The sequence below is a fragment of the Streptomyces sp. NPDC002513 genome (genome assembly GCF_053595355.1).
In genome coordinates, this window is sequence record NZ_JBSFXK010000041.1 from 39,646 (window position 1) to 58,250 (window position 18,605).

Sequence of the window (18,605 nt, forward strand, 5' to 3'; positions counted from 1 at the left end):
CAATTTAAGCGGCTGTGTGCCGACTGTTGGGAAACTCCGGTGCATTACTAGCAACATGGCGGATGGCCGGGGCTCCGCGGCCGAGTAATCTCACCGAAGTCGCTGCGCGATCGAGGGAGCGTCTCCGATTTGCGCATTCCGGCGGGAAGGTGGGCAGTGGGTTGCGTATTCTTGGGATTTCGGGCTCGCTCCGAAAGGATTCGCTGAACAGGAGGCTTCTGGACGCGCTGCGGCCATTGACCCCCGAGGGCATGCAGATAGATGTCTTCGAACGGCTCGGTGATCTGCCGCTGTACAACCAGGACCTGGATGTCCGAGACGGTGTTCCGGAGCCGGTGGATTTTCTGCGCAGGGCGATCAGTGAGGCGGACGGACTGCTTCTTGTTTCGCCCGAGTACAACGGGTCCATTCCCGGCGTGGTGAAGAACGCGATCGACTGGGCTTCGCGTCCGGTCATCGATTCGGCGCTGTCCGGGAAGTGCGTGGTGACCATGACGGCCACCCCCGGACGCGGTCTCGGCCGCACCGGGCTGGCCGATCTCGGCCGGGTACTGCATGACTGCCACGCGCATGTGATCAGCGGACCGTTGATGGTCCTGACCGAGGCCGCCGACCAGCTCGGCGACATCGAGGACGAGCAGAGCGCCACGGCCACGTCCACGCTCCTCGACCCGGTCGGCCGTGCCATCGCCACGGCGCAGCTCGGCGCCCTCGCCGAAGCGATCAAGGGCGGTGCCGGCGAGCACGCGGCCGCCCCGCTGCGCTCCTACTTCGCCGCAGTCCGTCAGTAGAGATCAGGAGTCACACCATGGCGAACGCAATAGCGGAAACGGTAACGAGTACGCGGAACGCGGCCGAGCAGGCCCCGGCGAAGCCGTCGGCGCAGGTGGTGCGCTGGCTGGTCACCGGGCTCGGCGCGCTGGTCGTCCTCTCGCTCGTCGGCGGTGCGCTGGTGGGCCTCATGGCCGGCCGGTCCTTCACGTCGAAGGACGCGGTCGCGCAGTGCGCGAAGGCGATCCGGGTCTATGACCTACTGGTGGTGTCGCCGCTGGCGATCGCCCTCGGTGCGGCACTGGTCGTTGGCGTGCCCATGGCGCGGATACTACGCGCGAGCAAGTCCCGCCCCGCCACCAGCCGGTTCCGAAAGGTCATGCGCGTCCTCACGGGCGTGAAGCTCGGCTTTGTGACGGCGGCACTGTTCTGGTCGGTCAGCGGCCTGGTGGTGCCGGGTACATCGATCGCGATCGCGCACTGGAGCAACGGCTACTCGGCCGACACGCTCCGCAAGGACTTCTACGGATTCAAGCTCCCGAGCGTCGAGTACTGGTCGATCTTCGGGTCCATCGGTCTGGCGCTGCTCCTGATCGCCGTGGCCATGGTCGCCGGTCAGCGCTTCGTCCCCGCCGAGGGGCGGCCCACCGGCCGGCAGGCGCTGGTCGTCGCCGCGGCCCTGACCGTGGCGTTCGCCGGCTTCTCCACGTGGCACGCGACGCAGACGTACGACGACCTGCGTGGCACCAAGGTGACGGCCGAGCAGGGCCAGGACTAGACGACATCCGCACCGAACCCGAAAGGAGGTGGCCGCGCCGATGGCGAACTACATGAGCCTGTTCGCGTTCGTGATGCCATCGTTCGTAATTCTGCTCGTCGCCGAATGGATATCCTGGCGGCGCAACAAGAAATGGGAGGGCAAACGCGGTTTCCGCGGCCGTGATACGGCCAACAGTCTGGCGATCAGCCTGCTGAGCCAGTTCACCGGGCCGCTGGAGCGGGCGGTGCTCCCGTTCTCTTTCGTGGTGATCGCCGCCGAGCTGGCGCCGGTACATCTGCCCGGGAACACATGGTGGACCTGGGTGGTGGGCATGGTGGTCACGGACTGCTGCTACTACTGGGCCCATCGCGCCGACCACCGGATCAGATGGATGTGGGCCGCGCACAGCGTGCACCACTCCAGTGAGTACTTCAATCTGTCCACCGCGGTCCGGTCGCCGGCGATGATGCCGCAGGCGATCTTCCTGCGCACCGCGGCCTTCATTCCTGCCGCGCTGGTCGGCATCCCGGCCTGGATGATCATTTTCTGCCAGACCATCGGCCTGATCTATCAGTGGCCGCTGCACACCGAGCGGATCGGCTTTCTGCCCAAGCCGGTCGAGTTCCTTTTCAACACCCCGTCCCACCACCGGGTGCACCACGGGTCCAACAATCCCTATCTGGACAAGAACTACGGCGCCATCCTGATCATTTGGGACCGGATGTTCGGCAGCTATGCACCCGAACTGGAACTGCCCACCTACGGGATGACGAAGAACATCGAGACGCACAACCCGTTCAGGACCAATTACCACGAGGTCTGGGCGATGCTCAAGGACGTGCGCAGGGCCCGCACCTGGAAGGCCCGGCTGATCACGCTGTTCGGCCCGCCCGGTGCTACCGCGGGAATCGTCGAATCCCCCGTCAAGACGGAAGAACCGACGCCTGTGTAGTCAGGCCCCGAACAGCGCGGTGGCGGCCGGAGCGGACGCCTGCTTCGGCCGCCACCGCCCTTGTTCAGCGCGGACAGGACCGTTCCTGATTGCGGCCCCTTCACACCAGAAAAGGATTTCGGCGGCGTGGACAGTGATCTGATCAAGGCTCTTGCGGACTCCCTGCGGGAACACGCTGCCGGCGACGCCGACAGGATCGCGTTCGAGGACGACCGACGGGCCGTCGGCTACGGCGAGCTCGAACTGCGTACCCGCCGTATCGCGGGGCACCTGGCCGCTCTGGGGGTGGCGCGCGGCGCGCGGGTGGCGATCCATCTACGCAACAGCGTGGCCACGGTGGAGAGTTACCTCGCCGTCGCGCGCGCGGCATGCGTGGGCGTGCCGGTCAATCCCGCGTCCACCCGCGCCGAGCTGGACTACCTGCTCGCCGACAGCGGTGCCTCCGTGGTGATCACCGACCCGGCGGGCGCGGCCCAACTGGCCGATCTCCCCGCCCTGTCCACGGGCGTCGTCGTGCTGGTGACCGGACCCGTGCCGGAGTCCATCGGTGCGGTGCAGCACCTGGACTTCGAGGAACTCGCCAGCACCGAGCCGGAGTTGCCCGCCAGGGACGATCTGGGTCTGCACGAGGTGGCGTGGATCTTCTACACCTCCGGCACGACAGGAAAGCCCAAGGGCGTCCTGTCCACCCAGTACAACTGCCTCTACTCCGTGGCCATGTGCTACGTACCGATACCGGGTCTGACGGCGGCGGACCGCGTGGTGTGGCCGTTGCCGCTGTTCCACAGTCTGTCCCATATCGCCTGTGTGCTCGCGGTCACGACCGTGGGTGCGACCGCACGCCTCCTCGACGGCGGTTCGGCCGACGACGTCCTGACGGCGCTGCGGGAGACCCGTGCGACGTTTGTGGCGGGCGTGCCCACCATCTACCAGAACCTGATCGGCGCGGCGCGCGACCAGCAGGTCCGGCTGCCTGACCTCAGGGTCGGCCTGGTCGGCGGCGCGGTGGCAGGACCCGAGCTGTGCCGGACGTTCCGGGACACCTTCGGGGTGCCCCTGGTCGACGCGTACGGCAGTACGGAGACCTGCGGGGCGATCACCATGAACCCTCCGGACGGGACCCGCGTCGACGGGTCGTGCGGGCTGCCCGCTCCCGGCGTGCGGGTGCGGATCGTCGACCCGGACACCGGGGCGGACGTGCCGGCCGGGGACGAGGGCGAGGTGTGGGTCAGCGGTCCGAACGTCATGGTCGGCTACCACAACCTGCCCGAACTGACCGCCTCGGTGCTGCGCGACGGCTGGTACCGCACCGGCGACCTGGCGCGGCGCGACGAGGCCGGCTACTTCACGGTGTGCGGACGGATCAGCGAGCTCATCATCCGCGGCGGGGAGAACTTCCACCCCGAGGAGATCGAGGCGGCGATCCGCGCCTCCGCCGGCGTCCGTGACGTCGCCGTCGTCGGCGCCCCCGACGACCTGCTGGGCGAAGTGCCGGCGGCCTACGTGGTCGAGGACCGCACCCCGGGGCTGGACGTACCCGCTCTGATCCGCCACTGCCGTACGGTGCTCTCCGCCGCGAAGGTTCCCGAGACGGTGCACCAGGTCGCCGAGATTCCCCGTACCGCCTCAGGGAAGGTCCAGCGTCGGCTGCTCGGCGGGCTGCCGGCGCTGCAGCGCTACGCGGCCGACGGCCACCACCAGGCGGTGCTGGAAACCGTATGGGTTCCCGCCGAGCTGGTCCGGGCGGTCGGACCGGGGCCGCGGAGCTGGGCGCTCGTCGGCCCCGACGCGGCCGTCCTGGCCGCCATGTGGCCGGGCGACGCGGGCGTGGTCCGCGCATACGAGGACCTTGCCGCGGTGGGGGAGACGGAGGCGGTGATCCTGCTGCCGCTCGACGACCAGGCGTCCGGTACGGACGACTCCCGCCGGAACCGCGCGCGACGGCTCGCCGACGGGCTGACCGACTGGCTCGCCCGCGCGGACACGGCCGCTGCCCGGCTGCTGGTCGTCACCCGGCGCGGTGTGTCGACCGGCAGCGGCGACGAACCGGCCGATCTTGCGCAGTCCCTGGTCAGGGCCGTGGCCGTGGCGCTGCAGGACGCCAGTCCCGACCGGGTCGGCGTCCTCGACCTGGCTGCCGGCACGGAGCTGGACGGCGAGGCGCTGCGGACGGCTCTCACGGCCGCCGAACCCCAGGCGGCGCTGCGGGCAGGCGGCTTCGTCGTGCCCCGCCTGGCCCGCCGACCGCTGGCCGACACCCCGGCGGCGACGGCCGACGGCGCCGTCCTCGTCATCGGCGCCGACACCGAGCGCGGCGTCGCGGTGGCCGACCACCTCAGGGCCGTACACCCCGTGACGGACGTGGTCGCGCTGTCCACCGCGGACGCGCTCCGCCCCCGTACGCTGCGCGGTGCGCTCGCCGCGACGCCGCCGGCCGCCGTGATCGTCACGCAGGGTGCTCCCGACGTGGTCGCGCAGGTCGGCACCGCGCTCGACGCGGAGCGGTCGGCGGCGCTGCTGGTGATCGCGGATCCGCCGGCCGACACCGAAGCGGCGATCCTGGGCGCGGAGCTCGCCTCGGCGGTTGCCGAGCGGCGCCGCAACGGTTTGCCGACCGCCCTGCTGACCTGGGATCACGGCTCCGGCCGGGACGGCCTGTCAGCCCTTGACGCGCTCCTCGCCGCCCCGGATGTCTCGCCGCTCGTGGCCCTGCGCCCGGCCCGTCCTGAGCCCGGCGCGCCGGTGCCGCCGCTGCTGCGGAACCTGTTCGCCGAGCGCGTCCCGCAGGCCCGCCCCGACGAGGCCGTCGCGGCGGCGCTACGCGAGGAGCTCGGCCGGCTGACCGAGCACGCCCAGCTGGCGCGCCTGCGGCACCTGGTCTGTGCGCAGGCCGTCGCCGTCGCCGGGCTCCCCGAGTCGGAGCCCCTTCCCGCCGACCGCGCCTTCCGCGACCTCGGCTTCACCTCGTCCGCCGTGGTGGAGCTGCGCAACCGGCTTGTCCTGGGTACCGGACTGCGCCTGCCGGTGTCGATCAGCTTCGACCACCCGACGCCGCGGGCGCTCGCGGCCCATCTGCACGCCGAACTGACCCGCGGCGCCCGGACCGTGGCCGAGGCGGTGCCTCACGACGGTGCCGACCCGGAGGAGCCGATCGCGATCATCGGAATGGCCTGCCGCCTCCCCGGCGGTACCGCCGGTCCCGACGACCTGTGGCGGCTGGTCCTCGACGGACGCGAGGTGCTCTCGCCCTTCCCCGAGGACCGCGGCTGGAACCTCGACGTGCTCTTCGACGCCGATCCCGGCCGGCCCGGCACGTCCTACCTGGACCGCGGCGGCTTCCTCGACGGCGCGGGCGACTTCGACGCGGGCTTCTTCGGGATCTCCCCGCGCGAGGCCACGGCAATGGATCCGCAGCAGCGTCAACTGCTGGAGACCTCCTGGGAGGCGATGGAGCACGCCGGGCTCGACGTGGCCGCACTGCGCGGCAGCGACGTCGGCGTCTACTTCGGCCTGATGGACCAGGGCTACGGCGGCTCCGGGCAGCCGTCCCCGGAACTCGCGGGATTCACCACCACCGGCACCGCGTCCAGCGTGGCCTCGGGACGGGTCTCCTACTCGTTCGGGTTCCAGGGACCGGCGGTCACCGTGGACACCGCGTGCTCCTCGTCGCTGGTGGCGATGCACCTGGCCGGACAGGCGCTGCGGGGCGGCGAGTGCACGGTCGCACTCGCCGGTGGTGCCACCGTCATGGCAACGCCCCGGTCGTTCGTCGAGTTCTCCCGGCAGCAGGCGCTCGCGGCCGACGGCCGGTGCAAGTCGTACGGGGCATCGGCGGACGGGACCAGCTGGGCGGAAGGCGCCGCTGTGCTGGTCCTGACCCGGCTCAGCGACGCCCGGCGGGCCGGACAGCGGGTGCTGGCCGTGCTCCGCGGCTCCGCCACCAACCAGGACGGCGCCTCCAACGGGCTGACCGCGCCCAGCGGTCAGGCACAGCAGCGCGTCATCGGCCGGGCGCTGGCCGCGGCCGGACTCACGGCCGCGGACGTCGACGTCGTCGAGGGCCACGGCACGGGGACCGTACTGGGCGACCCGATCGAGATCGAGGCGCTACTGGCGACCTACGGTGCCGGCCGACGGCCCGAACAGCCGCTGTGGCTGGGATCGTTGAAGTCGAACCTCGGCCACACCCAGGCGGCGTCCGGCGTGGCCGGAGTCATCAAGATGGTGCAGGCCCTGCGACACGGCACGCTGCCGCGGACCCTGCACGCGGACGAACCGACCGACCGGGTCGACTGGTCCGTCGGCGCGGTCGAACTCCTGACGGCGAACCGGCCCTGGCCGGACCACGGTCGCCCGCGTCGAGCCGGCGTGTCGAGCTTTGGCCTGAGCGGGACCAACGCGCACGTCATCCTGGAACAGGCACCCGAGGACCTCCGGGACGCAGCGGGGGAGCGGGGTGCCGCACCGACCGTCGTCCCCGTCGTCGTGTCGGCCGCGAGCCCCGAGGCGCTGCGTGCGCAGGCCGCCAGGACCGCGGACCTGCTGGCCGGTGCCGAGGAGTCCCGCTGGGTCGACATCGCCGCGGCCCTGATCGCGCGGCGCACCGTGCTGCGCGAGCGAGCGGTGGTGCTCGCCGCCTCCCGCGAGGAAGCGCTGGCCGGGCTCACCGCCCTGGCCGAGGGGACCGATGACGGCCCGCTGGTGGTCCGCGGCGGCACCGAGCGCCCGGACGCGGCGCGGGGCGTGGTCCTGGTCTTCCCCGGCCAGGGCGCGCAGTGGCGGGGGATGGGACGCGAACTGCTGGACACCTGGCCGGTGTTCGCGCGGCGGATCGAGGAGTGCGCCCGGCATCTGGCCGACCACGTCGACTGGTCGCTGCTCGATGTGCTGCGCGGCGAGGTCGACGACGCACTGCTCCAGCGCGTCGACGTGGTGCAGCCGGCCAGCTTCGCGGTGATGGTCGGCCTGGCCACGGTGTGGGAGGCGCTGGGCGTGTCACCGCAGGCGGTCGTGGGCCACTCGCAGGGAGAGGTGGCCGCGGCGTACGTCGCGGGCGCGCTGTCGCTGGAAGACGCCGTCCGGGTGGTCGCCGTGCGCAGCCGGGCGATCGCCGCCACGCTGGCCGGCCGCGGCGGCATGGCGTCGGTCTCGCTGCCGGCTGACGAGGCCGTGGCGCGGCTCGCGGCATGGTCGGGGCGGGTCGAGGTCGCCGCCGTCAACGGTCCGTCCTCGGTGGTCGTCTCGGGCACCGGCGACGCCCTGGACGAGGCGCTCGCCGTACTGGAACGCGAGGGGGTACGGACCCGCCGGGTGGCGGTCGACTACGCCTCCCACACCAGGCAGGTGGAATCGGTCCGCGCGGCGCTGGAGGAGGGGCTGTCCGACCTGGACGTACGGACACCCACCGTGCCGTTCCACTCGACGGTCACGGCGGAGCGGCTCGCCGACGTGCACGTACTCGACGGGGACTACTGGTACCGCAACCTCCGCCAGCAGGTGCGCTTCAGCGAGACCGTCGCCGGCCTCGTGGACGAGGGGTTCGATGTCTTCGTCGAGTCCGGTTCCCACCCGGTGCTGGCCCAGCCGATCGCCCAGATCGCCGAGGCGGCGGGCGCGGACGTCCTGCTGACGGGGACCCTGCGACGCGGTGACGGCGGCCCGCGTCGGCTGCTGACGTCCGCGGCCGAACTGTTCGTGCGGGGCGTGCCGGTGGATTGGTCCGCGGTGCTGCCGGCCGGCGGCGCCGAGCCGGCGGAGCTGCCGCCCTACCCGTTCGAGCGCCAGCACTACTGGCTGCCGTCCACCACCGACGCCCCGGCGGCGGGGCCCGCGGAGACCGGCCATCCGCTGCTCGGGCAGGTGGTGCACATGCCGGACTCCGGCATCGTCGCGACCGCGCGCTGGACCACGCAGGCCCTGCGCGGACTGCTGGACGACCCGGCCGAGGGCCGGGTGCTCGACGAAGTCCTGATCGAGGTCGCGGTGCGCGCCGGCGACGAGACCGGCACCCCGGTCGTCGACGAACTGACCGTGGACGAGTCGCTGACGCTGCCCGCGCAGGGCGCACTCGATGTGCGCGTCGTCGTGGGCAAGGCCCTGGCCGACGGGCTGCGGCCGATCGACGTCCACTCCCGCGCCGAGGTCGCGGCGCCCGACGCCCCTTGGGTGCGGCACGCACACGGACGGCTGGCGCACGCGGCGCGGGCGCGGCACACCGGGGACCCGGCCGACGCCGCCATCGACGCCGATGTCACTTTCACCGTCGCCGTCGACGACGGCGACATCCCGGATGCGCGCCGCTTCGGCCTCCACCCCCTGCTCCTGGCCCGGGCCGTCCGCGCCGCCGTGCCCGACGGACACCGTCCCCGGCGCTGGCAGGACGTCGGGCTGCTCGCCACCGGTGCGTCCGCCGTACACGTGACGGCGGCGTCCACCCGGGACGGTGTCCGTCGGGCACACAGGCTGGTCCTTGCCGATCCGGCCGGACAGCCGGTGCTGCGGGCGGAACGGATCGAGGTACGCCCGGCGCCCGCCGCCACGCGCGCACCCGCCGGCATACCGGAAGGGCTCTTCCGCACCGAGTGGCTTCCCGGCCCGGTGCCGCACAGCGGGCCCACGGACTCCTTCCAGGAGGTCCGTACGGCGCAGGAAGTCGAGCGCGCGGATGCCGAGCTGATGGTCTTCGAGCCGGCCACCGACACGGGTGACCCGCGGACCGCGGTCAACGCCACGCTCGCCGTCCTGCAGGCGTTCCTCGCCGGAACCCGGCACGACTCCGCGCGCCTGGTCGTCGTAACGGGGGACACCGCCGAGCCGGCCTCGGCCGCCGTCTGGGGCCTGGTGCGCTCGGCCCAGTCCGAGCAGCCCGGCCGGATCGTCCTGGTCGACGCGGCCGGTGCGGGCGGGGCCGGACCGCGGGCCGCCGACCTCGTGGCCGGCCTGGCCGACGAGCCGCAACTGCGACTGCGCGACGGCGGTGTGCAGGTGCCGCGGCTGACCCGCGTCGCCGCCGACGCCTGGCCGGTCGAGAACCCGGTACGCCTCCTCGACCCGGCGGGCACCGTGCTGATCACGGGCGGCACCGGGACGCTGGGCGCACTGACCGCGCGGCACCTGGTGACACGGCACGGCATACGGCACCTGCTGCTGGCAGGCCGTCGCGGCCAGGACGCCGACGGCGCCCGCGCGTTGCGCGACGAACTGCGCGCGCTCGGCGCGGACGTCCGGTTCGCCGCTGCCGACGTGGCCGACCGCGACCAGGTCGCCGCGCTGCTGGCGCTGATACCGCGGGAACACCCGCTGACCGCCGTGGTGCACTGCGCCGGTGTGCTCGACGACGGCGTGATCACCGAGCTGTCCGACGACCGTGTCGACACCGTCCTGCGGCCGAAGACGGACGCCGCACGGCACCTCGACGAACTCACCCGCGACCTGCCGGGTGTGGCGTTCGTGCTGTTCTCCTCGGCCGCGGGCGTGCTGGGCAATCCCGGACAGGGCAACTACGCCGCCGCCAACGCCGCGTTGGACGCGCTCGCCGTTCAGCGCCGCGCAGCCGGCCTGCACGCCGTGTCCCTCGCCTGGGGCTACTGGGAGTCGGTCAGCGGCCTTACGGGGCACCTCGGCTCGGCCGACCTGCGGCGCAACCACGATCTCGGCATGGCCGGGCTGTCGGACGCGCACGGTCTCGCCCTGCTCGACGCCGCTCTCGCCGACGGCACCGAAGCCGCGCTGGTGGCGGCGGACTTCGACTTCGCCGTGCTGCGCGGCGCCGCCACCGCGCTGCCCGCCCCACTGCGCGGGCTGGTCCCGGCGGTGCGCGCGACCGCGACCGCGACCGCGGCCACCGGGCCGGCGTCCGGATCGTTTGCCGAGCGCATCGCCGCGCTGCCCGACCAGGCGGCACGATCCGAGGCGCTCCTCGCGCTGGTCCGGCAGCACGCCGCGGCGATCCTCGGACACCGGGACGCCACCGACGTACGAGCGGATCGCGCGTTCAAGGACGCCGGATTCGACTCGCTGACAGCGCTGGAACTGCGCAACAGGCTGGCCGCCGCGACCAGTTGCCGGCTGGCCTCGTCGGTCGTCTTCGACTACCCCACGCCGACGGTCCTGGCCGGCCATCTGCGCGACAAGCTGCTGGGCGAGACCCCCACCGACGCCCCCGCCGAGACGGTCGCCGCCACGGGCCTCGCCACCGACGAGCCGATCGCGATCGTCTCGATGGCCTGCCGGTTCCCGGGCGGAGTGCACAGCCCCGAAGACCTGTGGCGGGTGCTCGTCGACGAGACCGACGTGGTCTCCGCATTCCCCGACGACCGGGGCTGGGACGTCGAGGGCGTTTTCCACCCCGACCCCGACCACCCCGGCACCACGTACGTACGACACGGCGCATTCCTGGAGGACGCCGCGGGCTTCGACTCGGACTTCTTCGGCATCTCCCCGAACGAGGCCCTGGCGATGGACCCCCAGCAGCGGCTGCTCCTCGAGACCTCCTGGGAGACCCTGGAGCGGGCCGGCATCGACCCCAGGTCGCTGGCGGGCCAGGACGTGGGCGTGTTCGTCGGGGTGAACAGCCACGACTGGCTCGTCCGTACCCACGACGCGGCCGATGTGGAGGGCTTCCGCCTCACCGGAACCTCCGGCAGCGTCCTCACCGGCCGGATCGCCTACCACCTGGGTCTGCAGGGGCCGGCCATCACGGTCGACACGGCCTGCTCGTCCTCGCTGGTGGCGGTGCACCTCGCCGCGCAGTCGCTGCGGGCCGGCGAGTGCACGATGGCGCTCGTCGGCGGTGTCATGGTCATGGGCACGGTGGAGACCTTCGTCGAGTTCTCCCGGCAGCGCGGGCTCGCGCCGGACGGCCGCTGCAAGGCGTTCGCCGACGCGGCGGACGGTACCGGATGGTCCGAGGGCGTCGGGCTGCTGCTCGTCGAGCCGCTGTCCGCAGCCCGGCGCAACGGGCATCAGGTGCTCGCCGTGATCAGCGGCTCGGCGGTCAACCAGGACGGTGCGTCGAACGGTCTCACCGCCCCGAACGGCCCCGCCCAGCAGCAGGTGATCCGCAAGGCGCTCACCGCCGCCGGGGTGCGTCCGGCAGAGGTCGACGTCGTCGAGGCGCACGGTACGGGCACCACGCTCGGCGACCCGATCGAGGCGCACGCCCTGCTCGAGGTCTACGGCCGGGGCCGGCCCGAGGACCGGCCGTTGTGGCTGGGCTCCGTCAAGTCGAACATCGGGCACACCCAGGCGCCCGCGGGAGTCGCCGGCATCATCAAGATGGTGCAGGCCATACGGCACGGCCGGCTGCCGCGGACGCTGCACGTCGACCGTCCCTCGACCCATGTGGACTGGTCTGCGGGTGCGGTACGGCTGCTGACCGAGGCCAGGGACTGGCCGCGGAACGCACATCCCCGACGGGCCGGTGTGTCCTCGTTCGGCATCGGCGGCACCAACGCCCACCTCGTACTCGAACAGGCCTCGGACGGGCCGGAACCCGTCACGCGTCCGGACACGCCCTGGACCGCGGTCCCGTTCTCGGCCCGGACTCCGCAGGCGCTGCGCGACCAGGCGGGCCGGCTGGCCGACTTCCTCGGCGCTCGCGAGGACCTCTCCGTCACCGACACCGCACTGGCCCTGGCCGCCGGCCGCGCGCATCTGGACCGGCGCGGCGTCCTCGTCGTACGCGACCGCTCCCAGCTCATCGAGGACCTGGAGGCGGTACGGCGTGGCGCCGGGCCGGCCGTGACCGGCCGTCCGGTCACCGGAAAGCTCGCCTTCCTCTTCACCGGCCAGGGCAGTCAGTGGGCCGGCATGGGCCGCGAACTGGCCGCGTTCTACCCGGTGTTCGCGGCCGCGTTCACCGACGCCTGCCGGGCCGTGGAGAAGCACCTGCGGGACGCGCCCGTGCAGTCGCTGACGGAGGTGGTGTTTGCCGAGCCGGACACCGTGGCAGCGAAGCTGCTCGACCAGACCCGGTACACCCAGGCCGGCCTGTTCGCGCTGGAGACCGCGCTGTTCCGGCTGCTGGAGTCATGGGGGATCAAGCCCGATCTGATGGCCGGGCACTCCATCGGGGAGCTCGCCGCCGCCCACGCCGCAGGCCTCCTCGACCTGGACACGGCGGGCGAACTGGTCGCCGCACGCGGCGGTTTGATGCAGGCCCTGCCGGACGGTGGCGCCATGCTCGCGGTCGAGGCCGGCGAGGCCGAGGTCATGGAGTTCGTCGCCGCGTCGGCGGGCGCGGTCGGCCTGGCGGCGGTGAACAGCCCCGACTCGGTGGTGCTGTCCGGCGACGAGGCGGCCGTGCTCGCGGCCGAGGCGGAATTCCGCGGCCGCGGCCGCAGGACCCGCCGACTGCAGGTCAGCCATGCCTTCCACTCGGCGCGGATGGAACCGATGCTGGCCGGGTTCCGCGCGGTGGCCGAGCGGCAGGAGTACCGGCACGCGCGCGTACCGCTCGTCTCGACGTTGACCGGCCGGGTCGACACGGACGGGCACATGGGCACCGCCGACTACTGGGTCGACCAGATCCGCGGCACGGTGCGATTCGCCGACGCCGTCCATGAGTTGCTCGAGCAGGGCGCCACGACCTTCCTCGAAGTGGGCCCGGGCGGGGTGCTCACCGCGATGGCCGCGCAGACGCCGGGCATCCCGGCCGACGGCTGCGTGGCCGGCCTGCGCAAGTCCGGGGCCGAGCAGGCCGATGTGCTCACCGCCGTCGCGGAGCTGTATGTGCGGGGCATCGAGGTGGACTGGCCGTCGGTCCTGTGGCACGGGGACACCGACGACGCCGAGCTGCTCGCCGCCGGGTTTCCCACCTACCCCTTCCAGCGCCGGCGGTACTGGGTCGACGGGGGCGGCGCCGTGGAACGCCCGGTGCCCGTTCCGGTCGCCGAGCCGCCGGCAGGGGAGCGCGACCTACTGGAAGCGGTCCTGGACAGCGTGCGGCTGGTGCTCGGATACCGCGAGGACGACGCGGACATGGTGGACGACGAACGATCGTTCAAGGACCTGGGCTTCGACTCGCTGGCCGGAGTCCGGCTCGCCAGCCGCCTGCAGGACGCCACCGGCATCGAGGTGCCGACCAGCGCCGTGTTCAACTACCCCACACCGAAGGCGCTGGCCGAGTGCCTGTCCCGCGAGCTCTCCGGGGTCCGCGCGCCGCAGGCCGTCACCAGCGCGCCCGCCGAGTCCGACGAGCCGATCGCGATCGTCGGTACGAGCGTCCGGCTGCCCGGCGGTGTGGACAGCCCCGAGGGACTGTGGCGGCTGGTCGCCGAGGAACGGGACGCGATCACCGGGTTCCCGACCGACCGCGGCTGGGACATCGACCGGCTCTACCATCCGGACCCGGCACACCCCGGCACCAGCTACACCCGCTCCGGCGGATTCCTGCACGACGCCGCGCAGTTCGACGCCGCACTGTTCGGTATTTCCCCGCGCGAGGCGCTGGCCATGGATCCGCAGCAGCGACTCCTCCTGGAGACCTCGTGGGAGGCGCTGGAGCGCGTCGGCGTCGATCCGCTGTCCCTGCGCGGCCAGGACGTCGGCGTCTTCACGGGGATCGTCCACCACGACTACGTCACCAGGCTGAACCGGGTCCCCGACGAGGCACAGGGCTACGTCATGACCGGCACCTCGCCGAGCGTCGCCTCCGGCCGGGTCTCCTACGTGTTCGGCTTCGAGGGCCCGGCGATCTCGATCGACACGGCCTGCTCGTCGTCGCTGGTCGCGATGCACCTGGCCGCACAGGCGCTGCGCCGCGGCGAGTGCTCGATGGCGCTCGCCGGCGGCGCGACCGTGATGGCCAGCCCGACGGCGTTCGTCGAGTTCTCCCGCCAGCGCGGGCTCTCCGCCGACGGCAGGTGCAAGGCGTTCTCAGACACCGCCGACGGCACGGGATGGTCCGAAGGCGTGGGCGTGGTCGTACTGGAACGGCTGTCGGAGGCGGTCGCGAAGGGCCACCCCGTGCTGGCCGTGATCCGCGGTTCAGCGGTCACCCAGGACGGCGCCTCGAACGGTCTCACCGCCCCGAACGGGCTCGCGCAGCAGCGGGTCATCCGGCAGGCGCTGGCCTCGGCCGGTCTGCGGCCCGGCGAGGTGGACGCCGTGGAGGCGCACGGAACCGGAACGTCCCTCGGCGACCCGATCGAGGCCCAGAGCCTGATCGCGGTCTACGGCACCGACCGTGACCCCGGACAGCCGCTGTGGCTCGGGTCGCTCAAGTCGAACATCGGGCACACGCAGGCCGCGGCCGGTGTCGCCGGTGTCGTCAAGATGGTCGAGGCGCTGCGCCGCGCCGAACTGCCCGCGACCCTGCACGTCGAAGCACCCACCTCGCAGGTGGACTGGGACTCCGGCACGGTGCGGCTGCTGACCGAGGCCCGTGAGTGGCCCCGGACCGCACATCCGCGGCGGGCCGCCGTCTCCGCGTTCGGCGCCAGCGGCACGAACGCGCACCTGATTTTGGAACAGGCCCCGGCGCCCGACACGCAGCTGATGCCGGGGCAGGCTCCCGGGCCTGACGCGCACGTGGCTCCGTGGCAGCCCCCCGTGGCCGACGCACACCTGGCTCCGGGGCAGGCCCCCGCGGCCGACGACGCCCCGCCGTCGTTCGCCCCCACCGGCGATGCTCCGGCCGTGCCGTTGGTGCTCTCGGCCCGGACGCGCCGGTCGCTCGCCGCGCAGGCGGCCCGGCTGCTGGACCGCGTCACCGAGGACGGCACGCTGCCTGCTGTCGCCTCCCGGCTGGCCACCGGCCGGGCCCTGCTGGCCGAACGGGCCGTCCTGGTCGCCGACTCGGCCGCGGCGGCGCAGGCCGGTCTCGCCGCGCTCGCGAAGGGAGACGTCGCGCCGCAGCTGTTCACCGGCACTGCGGCCCGTCCGGGCGGTCCCGGCAAGGTCGTGATGGTGTTCCCCGGACAGGGCACTCACTGGGCCGGCATGGGCGCCGCAATGCTGGACGCCTCGGCGGTGTTCCGCGAGCGCATCGCCGCGTGCGCACAGGTGCTGGGCGAGTGGGTGGACTGGTCGCTGATGGACGTGCTCAGCGGCACGGGCGATCCCGCCCTGCTGGAGCGCGTGGACGTGATCCAGCCGGCCGGCTTCGCCGTGATGGTGGGTCTCGCGGCGGTGTGGGAGTCCCTGGGCGTACGACCGGACGCCGTCCTTGGACACTCCCAGGGAGAGATCGCCGCCGCGTGCGTCGCCGGTGCGCTGTCCCTGGCGGATGCCGCCCGGATCGTGGCGCTGCGCAGCCAGGAGATCGCGCGGACGCTGTCCGGCCGGGGCGGCATGGTCTCCGTACGGCTCGGGGAGCACGAGGCACGGGAGCTGATCGCGCCCTGGGCCGACCGGCTCGAGGTGGCTGTCGTGAACGGCAGCTCCGCGGTGGTGGTGGCTGGCGACAGCGAGCCGCTGCGGGAGGCCGTGGCGGCGCTCCACGCGCAAGGCATCACCGTACGGGAGGTGCCCGTCGACTACGCCTCGCACACGCGCCACGTCGAGGACATCGAAGGCACACTCACCGAAGTACTGCGGGGCATCACGGCGCATGCTCCGGCGGTGCCGTTCTACTCGACGGTGACCGGTGACTGGGTTGTCGATCGGGGCGTGCTCGACGGCGGTTACTGGTACCGGAACCTGCGGGAACAGGTCGGTTTCGGTCCCGCCGTGACGGAACTGCTCGACCAGGGGTACGGCGCTTTCGTGGAGGTGAGCGCGCACCCGGTCCTGGTGCAGTCGATCACAGACCTCGTCGACGAGCAGCGGACGCAGGGCGCGGGCCCGACGCGACCGCCGGTGGCAGGGACGCTGCGCCGAGGCGACGGCGGGATGTCCTGCCTGCTCGGCTCGGCCGCTCAGTTGTTCACCGCCGGCGTGCCGGTCGACTGGACCGCGGCCCTGCCCGCCGACACCGGACCGGCTCCCGAGCTGCCCACCTACGCGTTCGAGCGGCAGCACTTCTGGCTGACCGAACCCGAGCAGGAGAAGCAGCAAGTCGCCGGGCCGGACTCGGAGTTCTGGTCCGCGATCGAGCAGGCGGACACCACCGCGCTGGGAAGGATCCTCGATCTGCCCGGCGACGGCATCCCAGAGTTCGCCGCGGTGCTGCCGGTACTCGGTGCTTGGCGCAGACGCTCCAACGAGCGCTCCGAAGTGAAGGGGCTGCGCTACACCGTCGGCTGGAAGCCGGTCGAGCAGGACCTGGCGGGCGTGCCCGGCGGCCGCTGGCTGGCCGTGGTCCCGGCCGACGGCGCGGCCGACGAGCTGATCGAGGCCGTACGAGGACGCGGACTCGACGTGGTCACGCTGGCGGTGCGGCAGCAGTCCGCCGCCGCGGAAGTCGACGACCTGCTCGCGCTCGCCCTGGCCGAGCACGAGAGCTTCACCGGCGTGCTGTCCCTGCTCGCCCTGGACGGGGACCGGGACGCGGCCGATCCGACCGCCGTGACGACATCCACTCTGGACCTGCTGCAGGCGCTGGCCACAACCGGGGACACCGGCCCGCTCTGGTGCCTGACCCGTGGTGCGGTGAACATCGGGATACGGGACCGGGTTTCCGCGCCCGCCCATGCGGCACTGTGGGGCCTGGGCCGGGCGGCCGCACTGGAACGCCCGGACGGCTGGGGCGGGTTGATCGACCTGCCGGCCGACACGGACAGCCGCGCGGTCGGCCGGCTGCTCGCCGCGCTCGCCGGCGGCACCGGCGAGGACCAGCTGGCGATCCGGCGGTCCGGCACCTACGTACGACGCCTTCGGCGCGCCGCGGCCCCGGACCTGTCCCACGGGCGGCAGTGGCGCACGCGCGGGACGGTCCTGGTGACCGGGGGAGCGGAAGGTCTCGGCCTGCGGACTGCCCGTCGGCTCGCCGAAGCCGGCGCGGACCGACTGGTCGTCACGGTCTCTGAGGCCAGCCGGGCCGAGGAGGTGACAGCCCTGCGCGCGGAGCTCGACGAGCTGGGCACCGACATCGTGCTCGACTCCTGCCCCGAGCACGACCGGGAGGCGATCCTGCGGCTGGTCAGGGCGGACCCCGACCGCCCGCTGACCGCGATCGTGCACGCGGCCGACCTCGCGCAGACCAGCAGGCTGGACGAGACCGGCCGCGCGGAGGTCGCCACGGTGTACGACGCCAAGGTGGCGACGGCGCTCTGGCTGGCGGAGCAGTTCGCCGACGCGCCGCTGGAGGCGTTCGTCATCTACACCTCCATCGCCGGTATCTGGGGAGGCGCGGGCCAGGGCCTTTCGGGCGCCGCGAACGCGGTCCTCGACGCGCTGGCGGACCGGCTGCGTGGAGCGGGCTGCCCGGCGATCTCGATCGCCTGGGGCGCGTTGACCGAGGCCGGCGTCGGGATGGACGAGGTGGCACTGGTGCAGTTGCGGCGCCTTGGCCTGTTGCCGATGACGCCCGCGTCGGCCATGACGGTGCTGGAACAAGCGGTGCTGGCCGAGGAGAAGTCCACGACGGCCGCCGGCATGGACTGGAGCACCTTCCTGCCGACCTTCACCTCGGTGCGCCCGAGCCCGTTCCTGTCGGACCTGCCCGAGGCGGGGGCCCTGCGTCAGGCGGCGCAGGCCGGTGCCGACGGGGCCACGCAGGAACTCGGTGCCACGCTGCGCACGGCCACCGAGGCCGAACAGAAGCGGCTGCTGCTACGCCTCGTACGCAGCCATGCCGCGGCCGTACTCGGCCACAGCAGTGCCGACGGCATCGGTCCCGCGCAGGCGTTCCAGGAGGTGGGCTTCGACTCACTGGCCGCGGTCACCATGCGCAACGGTCTGATCTCGGCGACGGGTCTGCAACTGCCCACCACGCTGGTCTTCGACTATCCGAACCCGGAGGCGCTGGCGGACTACCTGCGTACGGAACTGCTGCGGGAGAACGACCAGATCGCCGACCGTGAGTCGGAGATCCGGCGCATCCTGGCCACCGTTCCGTTCGAACGGTTCCGGGACGCCGGCATCCTGACGGCGCTGCTCGGCCTCTCCGGGGAAGTGGAAAAGGAAGAGGAAGCGACGGCCGACGGCTCCGCCGATGACACATCGCCGGAGCCGGACGACGACGTCGACACGCTCGACGTCGAGAGCCTGGTGCAACGAGTTCTGGGGGCCACGTCATGA

Annotated in this window: 4 protein-coding genes; all 4 read left to right on the plus strand. The window is 72.7% G+C overall.

Translation table 11 applies throughout. The features are described 5' to 3' along the window. Positions 1–62: 62 nt before the first annotated feature. The 4 genes from ACWD5Q_RS24310 (at position 63) to ACWD5Q_RS24325 (ending at position 18,605) form a co-directional block, all read left to right on the plus strand. The gene (locus tag ACWD5Q_RS24310; protein WP_451429137.1) at positions 63–791 is read left to right on the plus strand and encodes an NADPH-dependent FMN reductase; all 729 of its coding nucleotides are present in this window, start codon (positions 63–65) and stop codon (positions 789–791) included. A gap of 17 nt (positions 792–808) precedes the next feature. Next, positions 809–1,549: a hypothetical protein gene (locus ACWD5Q_RS24315; protein WP_451429138.1), complete on the plus strand. Its 741-nt coding sequence runs from the start codon at positions 809–811 to the stop codon at positions 1,547–1,549. A gap of 40 nt (positions 1,550–1,589) precedes the next feature. Beyond that, positions 1,590–2,483, plus strand: coding sequence for a sterol desaturase family protein (locus ACWD5Q_RS24320; RefSeq protein ID WP_451429139.1), 894 nt, complete (start codon positions 1,590–1,592; stop codon positions 2,481–2,483). Between the two features lie 126 nt (positions 2,484–2,609). Beyond that, on the plus strand, positions 2,610–18,605 hold the full coding sequence (locus ACWD5Q_RS24325) for a type I polyketide synthase (RefSeq protein ID WP_451429140.1): 15,996 nt from the start codon (positions 2,610–2,612) through the stop codon (positions 18,603–18,605).

What these genes read in the sequence shown, in the direction of transcription:
- ACWD5Q_RS24315 (WP_451429138.1), top strand. Translation starts at nt 809, where the DNA reads ATGGCGAACGCAATAGCGGAAACGGTAACGAGTACGCGGAACGCGGCC.
- ACWD5Q_RS24320 (WP_451429139.1), top strand. Translation starts at nt 1,590, where the DNA reads ATGGCGAACTACATGAGCCTGTTCGCGTTCGTGATGCCATCGTTCGTA.
- ACWD5Q_RS24310 (WP_451429137.1), top strand. Translation starts at nt 63, where the DNA reads ATGGCCGGGGCTCCGCGGCCGAGTAATCTCACCGAAGTCGCTGCGCGA.